Below are 19,938 nucleotides of genomic sequence, written 5' to 3'. Positions count from 1 at the left end.
GGTAGGGGAGTTACGTTTCTATCGTAGACGATGATGAAGGTGTGAAGTTGACTACTTCGACGACGATAGGGGTGTTTAATAATAGGGACGTAGCGGCAGGAACGTTAAATGCTAACTCTCCGACACCTGTAGCTCCTGGTGTATAAGTTGAGAGGTCCTGCATTTGTAAGACACCATTTACATATACGTTAAAGTAGCTATTGTCTGTATTTAGTGTAGGTAAAGTTGTTACCGCGGCTCCTGTATCATCAAAGAAATCTACCGCATCAATTGTTAGAGTGGTTGCGCCGATAATTAAGCTAGTTGTGTTATAGAAAAAACGTTGGGTATCAGGAGTGGTCGCAACAGTAGTCGTCACGTTAGCTACAATTTTCATGATTTGTAAGGCCATTCGTTCACCTCCTGTCGTTTTATAATATGCTCTTAACAATATTATGTAAGGGGACAAACATTAGTTTTAATTCGTTAGTAAAAAATTGTGCGTTGTGTAAAGAGAGGAGGGGGGCTAGTAATGAATAAGAGGAGAACCGATCGCTATAACAATCCTAAAATTATGCTACCTATTATAAATTCGAAACCATTCAGAGCGAAGCTTCCGGCGAAAGTGCGAGTTTACGAATACTTTGCTATTGCAAATGGATATCAAAAAACCTTTACAGACAAAGACGCCGTAAAAGGATATGGTAATCATCAAATTTTATCGTGTAAGGACGTTTCCTTCATGAATCTATTTATAAATGCAGTACTGCAACCTGAAATGAATTATAAAGTAGATGAGGGGATCTTAATACTTTTGACCGAAGATGCGCCGATTGAAGGAACGGCCATTATCTTGCAAATGATCAAAGTTTAAAGAATGGCGGGACTGTGTGGGAATCGGACCCACCGAAGACGGCACGCGCCTCCCAGGCGGTTTTGAAGACCGTGGCACTCACCAGACGTACAACCAGCCCCATATAAAAAGTATTACGCTAATATAGTAACGGAAAAAAATGATTAATTCAACACATGTGCTCAATAAGATTATTCTAAGAAAACTTTAAGTAAAACACCAAGTAAAGTTTTACTTAAATGTGTTTGTGCAGATTTTCATCAAAGACATTTGTCGAAAAAGGTCTAAACAATTTTGAAAGTATAGATTAATGTGGAAAAATCAGATGAATCGACAAAAAGCGTATCTTTTCCCGTTATTCGTGATTTCGACAAATTGTTCAAATGAAACAGTTTTCTATAACGAACTATAACAGATGTTTGGGTGGTACAGTGGTGAAAAGCCGGTGTAACAGTTTTGTCTGTGGATAGCTGTGCATAACTTTTTAGCTATACATAGGTGAATATATATACATAAGTGAATGGAAAATGAAACGGTGATTTTAAGAAAGCAATGGTTTAAATTTGCATCCTGTTACGACATTTATTAAGGTTAATAAATGATGACAGTTGATTGGCGGGTGTGAAAGTGAACTATTATACAATTGGTCTAGCTGGACACATTGACCATGGAAAAACAACGTTGACTGGAGCGTTAACAGGAATCGATACAGATCGTTTGAAGGAGGAAAAAGAACGAAACATTTCAATTGAACCAGGTTTTGCTCCTTTTCATTTATCTGATGACATGAAAGTATCAATTATTGATGTTCCGGGCCATGAACGGTTCATTCGTCAAATGATCGCGGGTGTTGCAGGAATAGACCTTGTTGTTCCAGTCGTAGCGGCGGATGAAGGGGTTATGCCTCAGACGAGAGAGCATTTGGAAATTTTATCGTTGCTTGGGATTGAACGATCGATTATTGCGATTACTAAAGCAGACATGGTTGACGATGAGATGCTTCATCTTGTTAAGGAGGATATCCTTGAATACATAAAGGGCACTGGATTTGAAGGATCACCGCTTCATTTCGTCGATGGCAAGAGTGGGCGAGGTATTGAGGAGTTGAAAGAGAGTATTCGTGCCTTTTTAAAAGATGTTCCTTCGAGAAATAAAGGAGGAGCGCTAAGGTTACCGATTGATCAGATTTTCACGCTACAAGGTCACGGAACCATTGCGAGAGGCACGATCTTTGATGGGGAAATTCAAGAAGGAGAACTCGTTACACTGTTGCCAGACCGTGTAGCTGCTAGAGTAAGACAAGTCCAGACACACAGTCAGAAAGTGGAAAGGGCTTTTGCTGGCCAGAGGGTAGCAGTTAATCTAGCAGGACCTAATAAGCAAGAAATGACGAGAGGACAGGTGATTGTTAATTCTAATCACTATGCTGTTTCAACTACCATCGACCTTTCATTCACCAAAGCGCTCACGATGTCGTATGACTTGAAACAGCGATCAGAAGTAACGGTTCATATTGGTACTGCTGAAGTACGTGGGACGATTGTGTTTTTTGATCGCAACACTCTTGAGCCTGGAGACCGAGAAGATCTATTTTGTCAGCTTCGTTTACATGATCCCGTTACAGCAAAGAAAGGAGACCGCGTCATCCTTAGACGCCCTTCCCCGGTTGAGACGATTGGTGGAGGAAGCATCTTAAATGTTGCGGGAGAAAAATACAAATTTGGCTCAGAGACAATTGCGAAATTTGAGCAGATGGTGAAAGGAACGCCAGTCGAACAACTTGTTCAGATTCTTGAACAAGAGCACCTATTATCAAAAGAACAGGTGATGCAGCAAATTGGTTTAAATGAAAAATCCTTTCAACAGCTTATTGATGATCCGGAAATTGTAAGTATCGACAATGGCGTTACATCTAAAGACGTTTTAACTCGGATCGTTGAAGCCATTCACAACTTTGTACAGGGCTATCATGATCACTTTCCGATGCGAAAAGGACCACGCAAGGCGGAGGTCGTTCAAGATTTGAAAAAACTTATCCTAAAAAAGTAATTGAAGTTGTCCTTCAAGCAGAGCTGAAAGAAGATATGTTGCAAACAGGGCCATTCTTATCAATGACTGGTTTTGAACCCACGATGCCTGATGCCTGGAAAACACGTATGACCCAAGTGTTCAAGAAGTTACTTGAACAGGGTGTGAATGTTTCACCGATCGATCGCTTGATCGAGGATCAACAAATCCCAGATTCCCATCAAGCTGAATTGAAGAAATTCTTATTAGAAGAGGAAATCGCGGTAAAATTAACAGATGACTTATATGTTCACAAAGAAAATTGGAGTCGCGTTGTGCGAGATTTAAAGGAAGGCACTGATAAATCCTTCACTCTTCAACAAGCTAAAGACATTCTGAATGTTAGCCGTAAATATCTGGTGCCGATTCTTGAGCGACTTGATGAAGAGAGCTACACAATAAGAAAAGATCAGGAAAGATATTGGAGATTAGAGAAATAGATCGATGCTTAGGAGTGGAAAAAAATGAAAAGATTTATGATGTTTACACTGGTGCTTATGCTAGGAATACTTGCCGCATGTAGCTCAAATAATAGCGAAAATGCTTCAGAAGAGAAAAACAGTGAGTCAGAAGATAAGGCCTTTACAATTGGGGTTATTCCTGTTCAAACAGAAGGTGAGATTGAAGAAGCGATGACGAAACTTCAAGGTGAACTTTCCGAGAAGTTAGATCAAGAAGTAGAAATCACAACGTTTCCAGATTATAACGGTGTTGTAGAAGCGATGAATTATGATCAAATCGATATGGCCTATTTTGGCCCGCTTACTTACGTGATTGCTCATGAGAAGAGTGGTGCAAAAGCGATTGTTACACAGCTAATTGACGGTGAGCCGTTCTATCATTCTTATATCATCACAAATGCTGAGAACGAGTGGGATACGTTAGAAGACTACCTTGAAGATAGTGAAGCAAGAAGCTTTGCATTTGGTGATCCGAATTCTACTTCAGGATCCCTCATTCCATCAATCGAGCTTCAAGACAGAGGAGTTTTTGAGGATCAAGACAAGAACAAATTTGCTTCTGTAGCGTACACCGGATCACATGATGCAACGGCTTTATCTGTTCAAAATAAACAGGTTGACGCTGGTGCGATTGATAGTGCTATTTACAATCAGCTTCTTGAGTCAGGAAAAATTGATGGAGATCAATTAAAAGTCATTTGGGAGTCAGAAAAGCTATTCCAATATCCGTGGGCTGTTTCAAAAGGTACGGATGATGAGACGATTGATAAGCTTCAGAACGCATTTTTATCGATTGAAGATGAAAAGATTTTGAATGCATTTGGTGCGTCCGGATTTACGAAGGCTAGTAATGACGATTATGAGAGTATTAGAAGTGCTGCTGACAAACAAGGGTTATTAGACGAGTAAAATGGCCTGGTTTAAATGGAAGCACCTTATCCTCTTCCTTGGGGTTATTCTATTAATTGTGTGGAGCATTGGGGTTACGGAATTCGACGTAAGGAAATTCAGTCAATTTAGCAACATGTTGGACTTTCTTTCCAATTGGTTTCCGCTAAATACTTCAGTGCTTCCGACAATGCTAAAAGCAAGTTTAGTGACGCTAGGTATGGCGTTTCTAGGAAGCTTTGCTGGTTTACTTATTGCACTACCTGTTAGCTTGTTGGCAGCAAAAAACACGGCTGGGCCCTTCTACGGAGCAGTTCGCATTGTGTTAAGTTTTGTACGATCTATTCCAGAAATTGTACTAGGCTTGATGTTCCTTACAGTTGTAGGGCCTGGCCCGTTTGCTGCAACGATTGCCATTATTGTTCATAATGCAAGCGTGCTTTCTAAATTAATTGCAGAGTTAATTGAAGCGGCTGATAAAGGCCCTCAGGAAGCGATGAAAGCGGTAGGAGCTCGTCCACTCACTGGTGCTCTTTTTTCTGTTTTTCCTCAAATCTGGCCAAACGTTTTATCCCATTATTTCTACCGTTTCGAAGTCGCTATCCGAACGTCGCTCATGCTTGGACTCGTCGGTGGCGGGGGAATTGGACAACAGCTGTTTGTTCATTTTAAAACATTTCAATACTCAACAGTTGCGGTTGATGTCATGTTGATTATGGTGATTGTCATCGTCGTCGATTTTCTCGGAAGCAGGGTGAGACAGTATGTTATGTGAAGAAGCGTTATTAACGATAGAAAATGGTTCAGTGCGTTATCGAAATGCCGATACTTCTGCACTAGACGACGTTACGCTCACTTTTCATAAAGGAGAGTTTGTCTGTATTCTTGGAAAAACTGGCGCTGGTAAGTCGACACTCATAAGGACATTGAATGGCCTCCAGGCTTTAACTGAAGGTGATATTCGATATAACGGTAGTACGTTCCGTCAACTGGATCGAGAGGGACTTAGAAGTAAAAGAAAGACTATGGGAATGATCTTTCAGCATCATCAGCTCATTCCGCGTTTAACGGTTCTGCAAAACGTATATACAGGATTATTTGGTTCTCGTTCAACTTTTCGTAACCTGGCAGGATTGTTTAATGAGGAAGAAAAGAAGTTAGCAGTGGACGTTATTGATCAGGTTGAATTACTTCCTCATCTAAATAAGCGCGTGGATTTACTGAGTGGGGGGCAGAGGCAGCGAGTTGGGATTGCGCGAGCTCTTGTTCAAACTCCCGATGTTTTTCTAGGAGATGAGCCTGTAGCAAGTCTTGATCCTGGTACCGCCAATCGGATTTTTCAGCTTATTCAACGGTTGCATCAAGAACACAACTTGCTAACGATTATTAATGTACATGATGTGAAGTTAGCAAAGAGGTACGCGACTAGAATTGTAGCTTTAAAAGAAGGTCGCGTTGTTTTCGATGATCAACCTGAAGCGCTCACTGAGGAGTTAGAAGATATGCTGTATGAAATATAAAAAAGGAAGTTGGGGACTCCCCAACTTCCTTTTTTTTATTTGCTTGCGGTGATCGCAAATGAGTCTTTTTCATTTACATGACCGACAATGTGAGCTGATTTCCCTTTACCATTCATACGTGATACATATTCGTTTGCTTCTTGCTCAGGCAGGCTAATTAATAGGCCGCCAGAAGTTACCGCATCACATAAAATGAATTGCTCAAGCTCTGTTAGGTTTTCGTATTTGACAGTTTCAGCTATCCAGCGGTGATTTGCTTTTGATCCACCCGGAATATAGCCTTGCTCCGCTAACTCGACCGTACCAGGTAATATCGGTACGGTGTTGTAATCAATCTGAATACTAACGTTGCTACCAGTTGCCATTTCATAAGCGTGTCCAAGTAAACCAAATCCAGTCACATCCGTAACAGCATTTGGAGTTAATCCCGATAGCTGTTCTGCTGCTGTTTTGTTTAGCTCAGCCATCGTTTCAGATACACGCTGAAGCTGTTCGGCAGTAAGCTTTTCGGGCTTGATCGCAGTCGTTTGAATTCCCACACCAATTGGCTTTGTTAGCACAATAGCGTCGCCAGGCTTAGCGCCGACATTCATTAGAATTTCATCAGGATGTACAAGTCCGGTTACGGATAATCCAAATTTCGGCTCTTGATCATCAATGGAATGTCCCCCAGCAGTGACGGCGCCGGCTTCATCTACTTTATCTGCAGCACCTTTTAAGATTTCTGCAAGTATAGAAGGATCTAAATTTTTAATAGGGAATCCTACAATGTTAAGAACGGTCTTAGGTACACCGCCCATTGCGTACACATCACTTAGTGAATTGGCTGCGGCAATTTGTCCAAACATATATGGATCATCAACGATAGGTGTAAAGAAGTCTACCGTTTGAATCATGGCGAGTTCATCAGTTAGGCGGTATACGCCTGCATCGTCAGAAGTTTCCACACCGACAAGTAAATTTGGATCTTTTTTCTTGTTAGGTAATTGACGCAAAACTTGCGTCAGGTCCTCAGGACCGATTTTGCATCCTCAACCACCTTTTGTCGAAAGAGACGTTAAACGGATTTTTTCTTGGTTCGACATATGACCACCTCCTCCCAAGAGTATAAATCTTTTCATCGCTTTTTTGAAATGATATAGTATGAACAACTTAAAATTAAGTAAGAGGAGGCTTTTTTTATGAAATACAATGTTACAATCGAATTCTGTATGCAGTGAAACTATGCACCTAAAGTCGCGAGTTTCGCGGAACAATTATTTAATCATTTCAGACACGAAATTGGTTCACTTGAGCTAATCCCTGGTTCAGGAGGCGTGTTTGAAATTACGGTGAATGACAAGCGAATGCATTCGAAAAAAGAAACTGGTCACTATCCTGATATCGAAGCATTTATTATAGATATGGAAAATACAACGTTCTAGATGGGCACCTCCGGGGTGCCTTTCGTGTCGCTATAGGAGATGAGAGCTTTGAAATTACTGAGAGAACTTCCGCCGATTCATCAAATTCAAGAAGCATTACTTAATGAAAGCGTTGGAAGCGAGTTACCTCACAATGTGCTAAAACAACTGATTCAACAAGAAGTCAATGACTTGCGGGACTCTTTGTTGAGAGATACATATACGGGAGGCTCGGAGGGGAGAGAAGCCTTTCAATATGAAATCATGCAGAGCGTGAGGGCGAAAATTGGATCTTCCAAAGAGTTTAACTTAAAGCCAGTGATCAACGCCACTGGAGTCGTTCTGCATACAAATCTTGGCAGAGCGCGTTTAAGTGACGTGGCTATTGATCATTTGGTGCAAGTATCTAAAAGTTATTCGACGCTTGAATATAATCTGCAGCAAGGAAAGCGCGGATCCCGCCATACAATCGTCGAAGATGCTATTTGTAAAGCAACAGGTGCAGAGGCCGCTATGGTTGTGAATAACAATGCAGCTGCAGTCTTTCTTATATTAAGTGCCCTTGCGAAAGAAAGGGAAGTGGTCGTTTCTCGAGGAGAGCTTGTTGAAATTGGCGGATCTTTTCGCGTTTCATCAATTATGGAGGAAAGTGGTGCTAAGCTTAAAGAAGTAGGGACGACAAATAAAACACATCCGTTTGATTATGAAGCAGCAATCAACGAAGAAACGGCTATGCTGATGAAAGTGCATCGTAGCAATTTTTCAATCGTCGGGTTTACAGCTGAAGTAGAACGAGAAGAGTTAGCCTCCATAGCGACGAAAAACCAGGTTGTTTTTTATGAGGATTTAGGGAGTGGGGCGCTTTTTGATTATCGAGACTATGGGATTGGCGAAGAGCCTACGGTGCAAGAAACGCTTGCTTCGGGTGCTGATCTCGTTTCCTTTAGCGGGGATAAACTTTTGGGTGGACCACAGGTAGGAATGATTGCTGGGAGAAAAGATCTGATCAATCGGTTGAAGAAGCATCAGCTCGCTCGAGTATTGCGCGTCGATAAGTTCACGCTTGCTGCCCTTGAGGCAACGTTACAGCAACACATGTATGAAGAGGCTGCTAACATACCAGCTATAAGAGACATTACAAAAAGTGCGGAAGAGATTCGAGAGCGCTCAGAACTCTTTCAGCAAAGACTTGAAAGAAAAGCGTCTCATTATAGTATTGAGGTAGTGGAGGGAACTTCACAAGTTGGGGGAGGTACAATGCCTTCAGTCGAGCTACCTACTTATGTCATCGCCCTCCAAACCGATCAATACAGCGTAAATGAACTAGAAGAATTTCTTCGTCTTAGTAACACACCAATCATTACAAGAATTCAAGATGGAAAAATACTGATTGACCTAAGGACGGTAACAATCGAGGAAGAAGACGACATTTTGCATAGCTTGATTCAAATACCAAAATAAAAGACGGCCACTTCGGCCGTCTTTTCTAATTGAAGTTTAAAACCCTTCACCATTCTTTTGCCTCGTGTGGTTTCTGTTTTTTACTTTATGGGAGCCTTTCATTGGCTCTGGTTGGCCAGTATGCCCTTTAGGAGCGTTTTTTCGAATGTCTTTGAACGTATTGCTCTCAGTCATATGAATCCCTCCTTACGCTTTAGTATGGTCAGAATGACAGTGCTTATTCCTGTCGAATAGGACGCTTCGTCCTGGTTACACTATGATGAAAGCTTAAGAAAAGGAGGTTGGTTGAATGCCTTACAATAAAGACAAACAACAGAGTTTCCAGGCAGCGCAGCAAGGTTACGAACAAGCTGTTGATGCCAAGAAAGAAATTGTGGTGAGTAGTAGTGGATACGGTAAAGACCTAAAGCATTTGCAACAAGAAGTTGGTGAAGCGAAAGAGCAGATTGAGAGTGCATTAATGAGCGCAACAGAACATCAGCGAGCTCAATTACTACAATTTTAGCAGGATTTGCAATCGATTGAAGCAGAAATGAATCAAGAATAAAAATGAAAACCCGTCATCACCTGATGACGGGTTTCAAGCCTATTGGCGTTTCTTTGTCTTTTTATTATATTGACGCTGCTCTTGTGTCATATGCTCGTTTGCATATTCATTGTCATAGCCTGCGCCGTTTCCTTGAGCATCAGCATCATTCATTCCTGGACGCACGCCGTTTGCTTTTCGCTTACCCATATTCATCACCTCCCTTCATCTAACTTTTCCTATAAGGGAGAAAATATGTGGTGATAAGCTAGACTTATCAATAGCAATAACAATCTTGTTATTTACTTATGTTTAGAAATTTACTAAACTGGATAAAGGGTAGTTGAAAACGTTTTTTCGACATCCGCTTTGTTATGCAATTTGGAGGAGGGAACTACATATGGCAAATCATGAACTTTATAATTCCAAAGCAACATTCGATGCCAATGGTAAATCATACTCTTTCTATCGTCTTCAGGCGTTAGAAGAAGCAGGCATCGCTAAGGTAAGCAAGCTCCCTTACACGATCAAAATTTTACTTGAGTCTGTTTTACGTCAATATGACGGTAAAGTGATCAAAGAAGAGCACATCGAAAACCTCGCTAAATGGGGAACTAGCGAGCAGAACAAAGATATTGACGTACCATTTAAACCTTCACGTGTCATTCTTCAAGATTTTACAGGTGTACCTGCTGTTGTTGACCTTGCGTCACTTCGTAAAGCAATGGCTGATATCGGTGGCGACCCTGACAAAATCAACCCTGAAATCCCAGTGGATCTTGTTATTGACCACTCGGTACAGGTTGATAAATACGCATCTGAGGATGCGCTTGAATTTAATATGAATAAAGAATTTGAACGTAACCTTGAGCGTTATAAGTTCCTTAAATGGGCTCAAGATGCATTTGATAACTATCGCGCCGTTCCACCGGCAACTGGTATCGTTCACCAGGTAAACTTGGAGTACGTTGCGAACGTTGTTCAAGAAAATACAGTTGATGGCGAGAATGTTGCCTATCCAGATACATTATTCGGAACTGACTCACATACAACCATGATCAACGGTCTTGGCGTACTTGGATGGGGTGTAGGCGGTATTGAAGCTGAAGCTGGAATGCTTGGTCAGCCTTCTTACTTCCCGGTTCCTGAAGTAATCGGTGTGAAGCTTACTGGAGAACTTCCAAGCGGAACAACAGCTACGGATCTTGCGCTTAAAGTGACTCAGCTTCTTCGTGAGAAAAAAGTTGTTGGGAAATTTGTTGAGTTCTTCGGACCAGGGCTATCAGGCATGCCGCTTGCTGACCGTGCAACAATTTCCAATATGGCACCAGAACAAGGTTCTACATGTAGCTTTTTCCCAGTTGATGAAGAAGCGCTTGAATACATGCGCCTAACTGGTCGCTCTGAAGAGCATATTAACCTTGTGCGTGAATACTCAATTGTTAACGGATTGTTCTACACGCCGGAATCAGAAGATCCTGAATTCTCAAGCGTTGTTGAACTTGATCTTGGAACTGTAGAGCCAAGTCTTGCTGGTCCTAAGCGTCCACAAGATTTAATTCTTCTTTCCGATATGAAGAAAGAATTCAATAAAGCAGTCGTTGCCCCTCAAGGTAACCAGGGTCTAGGTATGGATAAGAAAGAATTCGATAAGGAAGCTGTTGTTAAATTTAACGATGGAAAAGAAGTAACGATGAAAACAGGTGCAGTTGCGATCGCAGCAATTACAAGCTGTACAAATACTTCCAACCCTTCCGTTATGCTTGGTGCGGCTCTTCTTGCGAAGAAAGCTGTTGAAAAAGGACTACAAGTTCCTGAATACGTGAAAACAAGCCTTGCTCCAGGATCAAAAGTTGTAACAGACTACCTTGATAAGTCTGGACTTATGCCTTACCTTAGAGACCTTGGTTTCCACCTGGTTGGTTATGGCTGTACAACTTGTATCGGTAACTCTGGTCCACTTAAAGAAGAGATTGAAGATGCGATTGCGAAGAGCGATCTTACGGTGACTTCTGTACTTTCAGGTAACCGTAACTTTGAAGGACGTATCCATCCACTAGTAAAAGCAAACTATCTTGCTTCACCACCGCTTGTAGTTGCTTATGCACTTGCTGGTACTGTAGATTTCGATCTTCATTCTGATTCATTCGGTAAAGACAAAGACGGCAACGATATATTCTTGAAAGATCTATGGCCTTCAGCAGAAGAAATCAAGCAAGCCGTTGCTGAAACAGTAACACCAGAAATGTTTAAGCGTCAGTACAAAACAGTATTCGACGAAAACAAACGCTGGAACGAACTAAGCACAAGTGAAGGAGATCTTTATAACTGGGACGATGAGTCTACTTATATTCAGAATCCTCCATTCTTCGAGAATCTTTCTAAAGATCCTGAAGACATTCACGAACTTAAAGACCTTAGAGCGATCGCGAAGTTTGGCGATTCCGTTACTACGGACCACATTTCACCAGCTGGTGCGATTGCGAAAGATATGCCTGCAGGGCAATATCTACAAAATAACGGCGTTCGTCCAATTGACTTTAACTCTTACGGATCACGTCGTGGTAACCACGAAGTTATGATGCGCGGTACGTTTGGTAACATTCGTATTCGTAACGAAGTAGCTCCAGGCACTGAAGGCGGCTGGACTACATTCTGGAACACTGATGAAGTTATGCCGATTTATGATGCAGCAATGAAATACAAAGAAGAAGGAACAGGTCTAGTTGTTCTTGCTGGTAAAGACTACGGCATGGGAAGCTCACGTGACTGGGCTGCCAAAGGAACAAACCTTCTTGGAATTAAAACGGTTATTGCAGAAAGCTACGAGAGAATTCACCGTAGTAACCTTGTGTTGATGGGTGTGCTTCCACTTCAATTTAGAGATGGTGAGACTGCAGATACGTATAACCTTACTGGTAAAGAAACGTATGCTGTTGAAATCACAGAAAACGTGAAACCACGTGATGAAATTAACGTAACGGCAACATCTCCAGAAGGCGAAACGCAAACATTTAAAGTACTTGCTCGTTTCGATAGTGAAGTTGAAATCGACTACTATCGCCACGGCGGTATTCTTCAAATGGTTCTTCGCGACAAAATTGCAAATTAATTTAGAAAAGGATGGCTCTTGCCATCCTTTTTTATTGTGCTTTAATTTGTTGACAACATAGCTAGAAAGATGACGACATAGCTTAAATGTTCCAAGAATAGCAATGTTCATGGGCAGAACCCAATAAAATAAACAAAAAATCGGATTTTTGTAATAAGTTTTGATCAATCGGGAATAATGGTTTTAAATACTGTTGAAGAGGAAAGGAGACTAACATGAGGAAATCTAAAAAAGTTTCTTTCAAAGAACTTGTTATGCAAAATAAGCTTGAATTAATGAATGATAAACAAGCGATTGAACGTATTGAAGACAAATTTGAACAAAAGCACGCAAAAAATTTGTAAGGGTATAGATATTTCTCTTTTAGTTGCACAGCCTATTACCTAAAGGAGGAGATACAAATGAGTAACCCAAAGAAATTCCCAAAATCTTTTAAGCCAAATCACCTCGCTTCTGTCAATCCAGAAGCTGAAGGGAACAAAGGAAAGCAAATGCAAACTAAAGGCAACGCTGAACCTGACTACGCCCCTCCAAAAGGGAAATAGGCTGATGACGACCAGAAAGGAAAACTCTTTCTGGTTTATTTCAATTTTAACAACTTCTTTTCATTTCTTGTAAAGTTGTCCAAAAGTGTGGAGAGATGACGAAAGATTAGGAGACAAACGTTTTCGGGGGGGAACATTATGACAATTACAGCAAGGATTGAACCCATTTCAGTGATGGGGTCTGAAGAAGAACCAAACAAAGAGCTTCTTGTAAAAGAGCTTGAAATCAAAATGCAGCAAATGGGCTATCTTGTGCCATATCGAGAAGAATTAAATTGGAATCGCACAATTGCAAGCCTTGAGTTAGGAGAAGCACAAACTCTTCAAAAATTAAAAAAAGCCGCTGCTAAAAACGATCGTGTACTTCTTATTTACGCACGTCTTTTCAAAGGGACGATTTTTCAGCATCTTATTCTTCACCCAAATCAATCTGGAATTTATCTTCCTTTTCGATTTGATGAGCCTTTTGTCATTCAAATAGAAGGTAGAAAGATCTGGATTGGTTCTTCTGTAAGGCTTCTTGAGGAATTATCATGGCTCCAAATTAGTTTTGATCAAGGAGATCATCAGGAAAGTGTGAAAGAGTACTGGCAGAATTTGATAGAGATCTCTAGAAAAAGCGTCAACTATATGAGTCCGATTATTTTTGAAGAAGCCATTTAGAAGATTTTAGTAAAGGAAGAAAGGGTATGGGCATATAAGAGGGGTGATAGTAGTGGATAAAAAAGATAGGTTAGGCAGTGATATATACCGCATGCTTGAGGAATCTGGACCACCTTATGGGTGTGGGACTGCATCCATTATAGGTGGTTTCGCTGCCAGGCTTGCTGTTATGAGTCTTACGATTTCTGATATTGACCACGAATTACATGACGTACCAGGTACTTTCTTTCTGATGTGTGATGAAGACGACCGTGAATTTCAATCGTTTTTAGATGAGGGAGGCAATCATTCACCAAACGATGTTCCGATACGATTATTAGAGTGTACGTATCGGCTTCTCGTCGAGCTGTCTTCCTATGAGGACCGAATTCAGAGCAATGTTGTCGTAGACTATCGAATGGGGATCAGAATGTTGAAACAGGTATTTACTGCGGCTGAGAACATTTTGCTTTCCAACGGATGTAGTGCAGAAGTGCGCAAGGATATGTTGTACTATGAAGGCAAGCTAGAAGGGGCGCTTCCCAAAAGCCTTCAATCTTAATTAAAATGAATACCTATTAAGATGATTAGTCATAATAAGCTCGTACCTACTTATTTCGGGAGGGCTTATAATGGTATCTAAACGAGATGATCGCAGCGATAATGCAGAGAAGTTATCTAAAATAATTCAGGATACGAAAGAGAATATTCATGATTCTGAAGCTTCGTTAGAATTTACGGATAGCGATTTGCAGAAAAAAGCTATTCAAGATAAAAACCAGCACCGAAAAGAGAGTATTCAGGCGCTGGAAAATGAAGTGAAAGACGAAACAAAGTAATAGCGATTTAAAGAACTGAGTGACAATAAGTCACTCAGTTCTTCTCATTCATGCTTCATGGGTGGATTATGGTAAAATAACATAGACACCACGTTGAAGTTAGGAGAGGAAAGATTATGTACATAGCAACTACGTCTATTGATGTTCGATATGCAGAAACAGATCAAATGGGAGTCGTATATCATGCCAACTATCTCATCTGGTTTGAACTCGGACGAACGTCGCTAATCAATGATTTAGGATTTCGTTATGCTGATATGGAAAAAGAGGGGATTCTTTCTCCCGTTGTAGATATTAAAGCAAGCTACAAACGACCTGTCAGGTATGGGGATGAAGTAAATGTAAGAACCTGGGTCGAGCATTATGATGGACTTCGTGTGAATTACGGCTATGAAGTCATAAACGGAGAGGGCGAGATTTGTGTTACGGGCGAATCGATGCATACGTGTGTAAAGCGAGATACGTTCCGTCCTGTCTCAATACGTAGAAAATTTCCGGAATGGCATCAGGCGTATGAACAAGCGAAGAAACAATCTGTTTCTACTGGAGCAGAATAATGGCCTTTGGTCTGTCGAAGCGAGAGCTAGCAGAATGGAAGGCAGCCGTTTCGAACGGAGAGGTCGCTTTATTGACTCATTTTTGGTATGATCCTCGCTTTCCACAGTATCACTCTGTGACGAAAGCAGGGTGTCGTAATAAAGAAAAGCTTGCCCGATGGGGAGAACAGTATGGTTTAAAAAGAGAGTGGATGCATGACCGTGAAGAATTTCCGCACTTTGACCTGTTAGGGGATGACCAGATCCGTATTCTTGAAGCAGAGGGTCTTGCAGCGCACATTCACCGATTTAGATTAACAAAAAAGTGAAATAAAAAACGCGAAAGCTTCTCGCTTTCGCGTTTTTCTCAATCAATTTCCGTGTACAAATTCTATTTCCTCTTTTTTTCGGCTGAATTTTACAGCGAAATCCTGATCCTCAAAGAACCAGATATCTTTTTGTTCTACAAAAAAGGTTATGCCTTCTTCTTCAACTGTAAGAGCAGGTTCCGTTGGTTCTTCCACAGTCATACCAAGGGAAAAGCCATCTTGAACAGTGCTGCAGCCACCTACACGTACAAAAAAGCGGAGGTTGTCACCTTTTTCAAGATCCATTTCTCGTTTAAACCAGTTCAATGCGGGTTTTGTAATTGTCATTTTCAAGTGTATTTCCTCCTTTGCCGTACGAGTCTTCTCGTACTATTATAAAGAAGTAGCGCCAACTTGCAAAAAGAAAAAGGTTATAAAGCGAAATAATGGCAATAAATCCACTTAAATATGTAAACCATCTCTTAATTCACGTTACATCAGCATAGAATAAGGGTATAAAAGGAAGTGTAATGAGGAGGTTTTTGGAATGAAAAAACAGAGAATATGGCTGTTTTTATTCCTCATTCTTGCTGCGGGTATTTTACTCAGTGTTAAACCAATTATGGAACACCGTAGTCAGCGTTTGAATGAAATAAAGCAAGCCGCATCCATGATGGTTATGAATGAAGCGCCGAATGAAACGGTCATCTCATCGATCGCGAATAAAAATGATCGAGAGAAAACGGATATAGTACCTGAAGTCTCTAAAGAAAAGTCAGATTCATCAGAACCTGAAGAAGTAACGCAGCCTGAAGATCCCGATATAAGAATGGTGGGATTAGGAGACTCACTGACGAAGGGTAGTGGTGACTCGACAGAGCAAGGGTACATTGGTCGACTTGCTGCGAATATAAAGAATGAAACAGATACGTCTGTACTTGTAGAGAACTACGCTGTTCATGGAAGGCAGACGCCAAAATTATATAAGATGTTAAACGAAGACGATGTGCAGGGTTCCCTTTCAGAAGCAGATGTGATCGTCATGAGTATTGGTGGAAACGATCTAATGAAAGTTGTGAAAGAACATTTTCTAGATTTACAAATGGACGTTTTTCAACAAGAACAAACAAACTATGTAGAACGTCTAAGTGCCATTATGAAACGAATTAGAAGTATTAATTCCGACGCGCCGATTTTATTTATTGGTCTTTATAATCCTCTATTAGAGAATTTTCAATCGGTAACGGAAATTGATCAAATTGTGCAAAGGTGGAATGGAGCAAGTGAAGATACGGTCCTTAAAGATGGTAACACATCCTTTGTACCCGTGTATGAATTGTTTAATTCTGTAGATGAGAACTTGTTTTTTGATGATGGCTTTCATCCAAATGATCAAGGATACGAACTAATGGCGAGGCAGATTCAATATCGGTTGAAGCAGGATGAGTTATTAGAAGAAATCCCATTTGAATAGTTCATATACGAGTGAACTTCCGTTTGATAGAATAATAGGTACAATCGTTAGAGTAAAGGAAAATGACAATGAATCGATTTATGAAGCTAATCCTCATCTCGTTAACGCTCCTAGTATTTGTGGGAGCGAGCGCCTTAACCTATGTCTATTTTAAGGATGATCCAGAGCTAACGGACTCACTCCCTGTGAGTGATGAAATAAAGGAAACCTTTCAAGATGAAGAACCCATTCCTCAGAAAGTGCCAGATAATGTGCGGATTGTTGGTCTTGGTGATTCCTTAACAAAAGGCGTTGGTGACCAAGAAAAAAAGGGATATATCGGTTATGTAAGTGATTATTATTTTGAAGATGAACAGAATGCAAAGGTTACACTAGATAACTATGCGATAACTGGTAGTGAAACGGAAGATCTCATAAAAAGATTAGAAGAGAATGAAGTTCAAAGCGGTGTCAAAAAAGCGGATTATATCTTCTTAACGATCGGTGGAAATGATTTGTTTGGTGTTGTTAAAAATCATTTCATGAATCTTGATCAACAATATTTCTCTCTTCAAGAAAAGATTTATTTAGAAAATTTGACGACGATATTAGATAAGCTTAGAAGTTTAAATGGTGATGCACCAATTTATTTTACAGGTTTATTCAATCCGTTCTCAAAAGCTTTTGGGGATATTCCAGAAATGAATGAAATCGTAGACGATTGGAATGATGGTAGCCAATTAACTGTTTCAAATTATTCTGAAGTTACGTTTGTTCCAGTTGCCGATCTCTTCCTTGAGAGTGATGAGAACCTTCTATATGAAGATGCCTTTCATCCAAATGAAGATGGGTATCATTTAATGGGGGATCGGATTGTCTCTTATTTAGAAGAAAACAACGTAGCATTTAATCAATAAAGGTAGGGAACCATTTATGGATACGGTAGAAAAGTTTGAACAGCAATACGTAGCCCTCGCCCAACAGTATGAAGTGTCGGAAGTGATGACACCAAAATCAAAGCTCATCTTCATACTAGAGTCTCCTCACGTTTCTGAAGTGGAAAATGGTGTGCCGGTCGCAGGACCTTCAGGAGCTACAATGTCAAAAAAGCTATTTGGTCCGGAGTATTCACATCCACTCGGCCTCTTGCTGAAGAAACATCAGGAAGAAAGTATAGAAAGACCATCGCTTGACATTGTGGGATTGCTTAACGTATGCAATATTCCGATGCAATCGAAACCATATGCTGAGAGTGATCGAAATGCTAACAGTGAATTACTTGAACACTTAAGTAAAATCCGAACATCTAATCAAAAGACCCCTTTTAAAGATAATGAATTACTAGCTGTGCAGCAGCTTATATTAGAGAAGTTTAGAAATCGACTGAAGGCGATTTCTGATCGGGAACTAACGATCATTCCTTGTGGACGATTTGCTCAAAAGTTCTTTCAGCTAGCTAATGTGTCAAGTGAAAAATGGACGGTCATAATGGATGTTCCTCATCCTTCGTATAATTCTTGGAGTCGCGAACGTTACCAGGATGCGATTAACAATGTATTAGATGAATTCAATCGTCATAAAATATAAGAATGTTTATTTGATTCCCCAAAAAGCCCCGTTCTCTTGAGAACGGGGCTTTTGCCATTTAGTAGAGAAGCACATATAGCAAATGCATAAATATTGGATGCGTTGTAATATAAATGTAATGAAGGGAGGGGTGACAAAATGAAGAAATGGGCAGCTTTACTTCTTCTATCTCTCGTTGTAGTGAGTGGGTACGCGATCGCACCAAATGACTCATCACAAATGGTACAGGCCTCTGCTTATGTGGTGCAAGATGAAGATTTACCTTATTGTCATTAATTAAAGAAAAGGGGTCTGAAGTGTGTTGGTATCTTTCCAAGTTATCATTTGTCGAATGAATAGCCCTTAACCTCTTTGAAAGGAGGACGTACAATGGAAGAACTCACATTGTTTATCACGGCTGGCCTGTTCTTCGTGTCTCTCTTCAATTTTATTGTTATCTTAATCGAGAAAACAAAGCACAAATAGTTAGGCTTCGTGGACAATACCTATTTTTTTAACATAATTTTCAACGTGAGTCTTAAAGTTATTATTTTGGTCTAGTTCAAAGATCGTAGATGCTGTCTTCAGATATTCAATTGCCAGCTCTTGATTCCCAAGCAAATAGTGGAGCTTACCGCACTGGTAACTAAGTTCGCCAAAAAGATAGAGGCGCTGCTTCTCCCTGCAAAGCAGAAATCCTTCCCTAGCAATCGAGAGAGCTTTCTCATAGTTTCTGCAGGTGGATAGCGCTTTTGAGTAATTATAATAAAGGCGAATTTCGATCGTTTCATCCTTAATAATGGGGAAAAAGCGAACGTGATAAAGAGCTTTATGAAATAACGGCAGAGCACATTCCCACTCTTTTTCCTCACTATGCAAAATGGCCATACTAATTAAAATTTCGATTTCACGTTCCGAGAAATTTTTAGACGTTGTCGTAGTAAGATGAAGGGCTTCATGGAGAAGTAGAAGGGCTGTAGAGGCATTATGTTCAAGATAATACGTACAAATAGCTTTATGCCAGAGATAAAACTGCTGGTTTTTGATTGTTCGGAAAAGGGGGTTCGATTCTTCTGCTTCAAGAATATCAGATACTTCATTATACTCACGTCGCTTAATGTGCCTTCTGACTTGGCGGATCACTTCATTGACGTAATCAAGTCGAGGGGTTTCCTTCATATGAAAAAAGTAATTAATATCAACACCGAGTCTGGAAGCAAGTTGGTACAGTAATTCTGCAGATGGTGAGACATCATTATTTTCAATTTGACTAATTAATGCCTGTGTACAAATGCCTTCCGATAAATCGGCCTGTGAGAGTCCAAGGTACAATCGAAGTTCACGCATCGCATATCCGAGTGTATCCTGACGCACCTGCAATCCCCCTTTTTTATCCAATTGTATCATGGATGTTTGTTTCCTATACATATTTTTCTAAATGACGTGAAAGATTACTATAATTTTATTATGTGAACCTATAAGATGCAGGAGTTTTCTTATTTTTAGAGAAACCTCTGTACAGAAAAATTATTAGAAAATAAACAATATCTTAAGGAGATCCTTGATCGAACGCCAATGAACAGAGTAGGTGAACTAAAAGATCTCGTAGGGGCAGCTGTGTTCTTATCCTCTGAAGCAGCAAACTACATAACAGGACAAACGTTGTTCGTAGACGGTGGAATGACGGTTTATGGATTCTAATTAGTAGTATTGTTCGTGAATAGTGGTTATATTTTGAATTTTTCTCGCACATAGCTAATAAAAAGAGGCTGGGACAAA

The 19,938-nt window shown here is 40.4% G+C and carries 27 protein-coding genes, 1 tRNA gene and 2 pseudogenes; 23 read left to right on the top strand and 7 right to left on the bottom strand.

Features of this window, described 5'->3' with window-relative positions:
- Positions 1-10: 10 nt before the first annotated feature.
- Entirely contained in the window at positions 11-391 is a 381-nt protein-coding gene (locus ACIFPW_RS05080) for a DUF4183 domain-containing protein (RefSeq protein ID WP_430242510.1), read from the bottom strand.
- A gap of 120 nt (positions 392-511) precedes the next feature.
- Here ACIFPW_RS05080 and ACIFPW_RS05075 point away from each other — a divergent pair, with 120 nt between their 5' ends.
- Positions 512-853 carry a DUF4183 domain-containing protein gene (locus ACIFPW_RS05075; RefSeq protein ID WP_430242508.1) on the top strand — a complete coding sequence of 114 codons (342 nt, stop codon included), beginning with the start codon at positions 512-514 and terminating at the stop codon, positions 851-853.
- Between the two features lie 4 nt (positions 854-857).
- Here ACIFPW_RS05075 and ACIFPW_RS05070 read toward each other — a convergent pair.
- Positions 858-954 (bottom strand) — tRNA-Sec (locus ACIFPW_RS05070).
- A 505-nt stretch (positions 955-1,459) separates the two neighbouring features.
- Here ACIFPW_RS05070 and selB point away from each other — a divergent pair.
- Genes selB through phnC form a run of 5 tightly spaced genes read left to right on the top strand, consistent with a single transcriptional unit; the run spans position 1,460 to position 5,768 of the window.
- On the top strand, positions 1,460-2,881 hold the full coding sequence (gene selB / locus ACIFPW_RS05065) for a selenocysteine-specific translation elongation factor (protein ID WP_430242506.1): 1,422 nt from the start codon (positions 1,460-1,462) through the stop codon (positions 2,879-2,881).
- A gap of 35 nt (positions 2,882-2,916) precedes the next feature.
- Positions 2,917-3,339, top strand: coding sequence for a SelB C-terminal domain-containing protein (locus ACIFPW_RS05060; protein ID WP_430242504.1), 423 nt, complete (start codon positions 2,917-2,919; stop codon positions 3,337-3,339).
- 24 nt (positions 3,340-3,363) lie between these two features.
- Positions 3,364-4,269: a phosphate/phosphite/phosphonate ABC transporter substrate-binding protein gene (gene phnD / locus ACIFPW_RS05055; protein WP_430242502.1), complete on the top strand. Its 906-nt coding sequence runs from the start codon at positions 3,364-3,366 to the stop codon at positions 4,267-4,269.
- Between the two features lies 1 nt (position 4,270).
- A complete protein-coding gene (phnE, locus tag ACIFPW_RS05050; RefSeq protein ID WP_430242500.1) occupies positions 4,271-5,023 on the top strand; it encodes a phosphonate ABC transporter, permease protein PhnE in 753 nt (250 codons plus the stop codon).
- Positions 5,013-5,768, top strand: a complete 756-nt coding sequence (gene phnC / locus ACIFPW_RS05045; protein ID WP_430242499.1) for a phosphonate ABC transporter ATP-binding protein — start codon at positions 5,013-5,015, stop codon at positions 5,766-5,768. Before phnE ends, phnC begins: the two co-directional genes overlap by 11 nt.
- Positions 5,769-5,803: 35 nt before the next feature.
- On the opposite strand, the gene selD is transcribed toward phnC, so the two are convergent.
- Positions 5,804-6,853, bottom strand: coding sequence for a selenide, water dikinase SelD (gene selD / locus ACIFPW_RS05040; protein WP_430242498.1), 1,050 nt, complete (start codon positions 6,851-6,853; stop codon positions 5,804-5,806).
- Between the two features lie 147 nt (positions 6,854-7,000).
- Between selD and ACIFPW_RS05035 the strand changes: the two are divergent.
- Together ACIFPW_RS05035 and selA are read left to right on the top strand one after the other, a co-directional pair.
- Positions 7,001-7,192: pseudogene (locus ACIFPW_RS05035) on the top strand (Rdx family protein); the annotation flags it as partial.
- Positions 7,193-7,231: 39 nt separating this feature from the next.
- A complete protein-coding gene (gene selA, locus ACIFPW_RS05030; protein WP_430242496.1) occupies positions 7,232-8,632 on the top strand; it encodes an L-seryl-tRNA(Sec) selenium transferase in 1,401 nt (466 codons plus the stop codon).
- A 36-nt stretch (positions 8,633-8,668) separates the two neighbouring features.
- On the opposite strand, the gene ACIFPW_RS05025 is transcribed toward selA, so the two are convergent.
- On the bottom strand, positions 8,669-8,806 hold the full coding sequence (locus tag ACIFPW_RS05025; RefSeq protein ID WP_098443510.1) for a small acid-soluble spore protein P: 138 nt from the start codon (positions 8,804-8,806) through the stop codon (positions 8,669-8,671).
- A gap of 115 nt (positions 8,807-8,921) precedes the next feature.
- Here ACIFPW_RS05025 and ACIFPW_RS05020 point away from each other — a divergent pair, with 115 nt between their 5' ends.
- On the top strand, positions 8,922-9,137 hold the full coding sequence (locus tag ACIFPW_RS05020; RefSeq protein WP_430242494.1) for a hypothetical protein: 216 nt from the start codon (positions 8,922-8,924) through the stop codon (positions 9,135-9,137).
- Between the two features lie 81 nt (positions 9,138-9,218).
- On the opposite strand, the gene sspO is transcribed toward ACIFPW_RS05020, so the two are convergent.
- A complete protein-coding gene (gene sspO / locus ACIFPW_RS05015; protein WP_194221514.1) occupies positions 9,219-9,368 on the bottom strand; it encodes a small acid-soluble spore protein O in 150 nt (49 codons plus the stop codon).
- Positions 9,369-9,558: 190 nt separating this feature from the next.
- Here sspO and acnA point away from each other — a divergent pair, with 190 nt between their 5' ends.
- From acnA to ACIFPW_RS04975, 8 genes are all read left to right on the top strand, one after another.
- Positions 9,559-12,270: an aconitate hydratase AcnA gene (gene acnA / locus ACIFPW_RS05010; protein ID WP_430242492.1), complete on the top strand. Its 2,712-nt coding sequence runs from the start codon at positions 9,559-9,561 to the stop codon at positions 12,268-12,270.
- 215 nt (positions 12,271-12,485) lie between these two features.
- Complete coding sequence (locus tag ACIFPW_RS05005; protein WP_194221516.1) at positions 12,486-12,614, top strand: FbpB family small basic protein; 129 nt, start codon at positions 12,486-12,488, stop codon at positions 12,612-12,614.
- 57 nt (positions 12,615-12,671) lie between these two features.
- On the top strand, positions 12,672-12,815 hold the full coding sequence (sspN, locus tag ACIFPW_RS05000) for a small acid-soluble spore protein N (RefSeq protein WP_098443515.1): 144 nt from the start codon (positions 12,672-12,674) through the stop codon (positions 12,813-12,815).
- Between the two features lie 138 nt (positions 12,816-12,953).
- Positions 12,954-13,478, top strand: coding sequence for a hypothetical protein (locus tag ACIFPW_RS04995; RefSeq protein ID WP_430242489.1), 525 nt, complete (start codon positions 12,954-12,956; stop codon positions 13,476-13,478).
- Between the two features lie 52 nt (positions 13,479-13,530).
- Complete coding sequence (locus ACIFPW_RS04990; RefSeq protein WP_430242487.1) at positions 13,531-14,019, top strand: hypothetical protein; 489 nt, start codon at positions 13,531-13,533, stop codon at positions 14,017-14,019.
- Between the two features lie 70 nt (positions 14,020-14,089).
- Positions 14,090-14,296, top strand: a complete 207-nt coding sequence (locus tag ACIFPW_RS04985) for a small acid-soluble spore protein Tlp (RefSeq protein WP_430242485.1) — start codon at positions 14,090-14,092, stop codon at positions 14,294-14,296.
- A gap of 116 nt (positions 14,297-14,412) precedes the next feature.
- Positions 14,413-14,853 carry an acyl-CoA thioesterase gene (locus ACIFPW_RS04980; RefSeq protein WP_283152181.1) on the top strand — a complete coding sequence of 147 codons (441 nt, stop codon included), beginning with the start codon at positions 14,413-14,415 and terminating at the stop codon, positions 14,851-14,853.
- Positions 14,853-15,161, top strand: coding sequence for a hypothetical protein (locus ACIFPW_RS04975; protein ID WP_430242484.1), 309 nt, complete (start codon positions 14,853-14,855; stop codon positions 15,159-15,161). Before ACIFPW_RS04980 ends, ACIFPW_RS04975 begins: the two co-directional genes overlap by 1 nt.
- Positions 15,162-15,203: 42 nt before the next feature.
- Here the strand turns inward: ACIFPW_RS04975 and ACIFPW_RS04970 are convergent, their stop codons facing one another.
- Complete coding sequence (locus ACIFPW_RS04970; RefSeq protein ID WP_303531430.1) at positions 15,204-15,494, bottom strand: HesB/YadR/YfhF family protein; 291 nt, start codon at positions 15,492-15,494, stop codon at positions 15,204-15,206.
- 193 nt (positions 15,495-15,687) lie between these two features.
- Between ACIFPW_RS04970 and ACIFPW_RS04965 the strand changes: the two genes are divergently transcribed.
- From ACIFPW_RS04965 to ACIFPW_RS04945, 5 genes are all read left to right on the top strand, one after another.
- Positions 15,688-16,614 (top strand): SGNH/GDSL hydrolase family protein, encoded by a 927-nt coding sequence (locus ACIFPW_RS04965; RefSeq protein WP_430242482.1) that lies wholly within the window; start codon positions 15,688-15,690, stop codon positions 16,612-16,614.
- A gap of 68 nt (positions 16,615-16,682) precedes the next feature.
- Positions 16,683-17,510: an SGNH/GDSL hydrolase family protein gene (locus ACIFPW_RS04960; protein WP_430242480.1), complete on the top strand. Its 828-nt coding sequence runs from the start codon at positions 16,683-16,685 to the stop codon at positions 17,508-17,510.
- Between the two features lie 16 nt (positions 17,511-17,526).
- Positions 17,527-18,180, top strand: coding sequence for a uracil-DNA glycosylase family protein (locus tag ACIFPW_RS04955; RefSeq protein WP_430242478.1), 654 nt, complete (start codon positions 17,527-17,529; stop codon positions 18,178-18,180).
- Between the two features lie 138 nt (positions 18,181-18,318).
- Positions 18,319-18,456 carry a hypothetical protein gene (locus ACIFPW_RS04950; RefSeq protein ID WP_194221526.1) on the top strand — a complete coding sequence of 46 codons (138 nt, stop codon included), beginning with the start codon at positions 18,319-18,321 and terminating at the stop codon, positions 18,454-18,456.
- Between the two features lie 93 nt (positions 18,457-18,549).
- Complete coding sequence (locus tag ACIFPW_RS04945; RefSeq protein WP_425589651.1) at positions 18,550-18,645, top strand: putative holin-like toxin; 96 nt, start codon at positions 18,550-18,552, stop codon at positions 18,643-18,645.
- On the opposite strand, the gene ACIFPW_RS04940 is transcribed toward ACIFPW_RS04945, so the two are convergent.
- Positions 18,646-19,533, bottom strand: a complete 888-nt coding sequence (locus ACIFPW_RS04940; RefSeq protein ID WP_430242476.1) for a helix-turn-helix domain-containing protein — start codon at positions 19,531-19,533, stop codon at positions 18,646-18,648. It abuts the gene before it with no gap.
- A gap of 132 nt (positions 19,534-19,665) precedes the next feature.
- Here ACIFPW_RS04940 and ACIFPW_RS04935 point away from each other — a divergent pair.
- Positions 19,666-19,860: pseudogene (locus ACIFPW_RS04935) on the top strand (SDR family oxidoreductase); the annotation flags it as partial.
- Between the last annotated feature and the right edge of the window lie 78 nt (positions 19,861-19,938).

The organism is Pseudalkalibacillus sp. NRS-1564 (assembly GCF_050467905.1).
Classification (GTDB): Bacteria; Bacillota; Bacilli; order Bacillales; family Guptibacillaceae; genus Guptibacillus; species Guptibacillus hwajinpoensis_B.
Note: the sequence above shows the minus strand (reverse complement) of the source record. Positions and strands in the feature narration are given on the sequence as shown.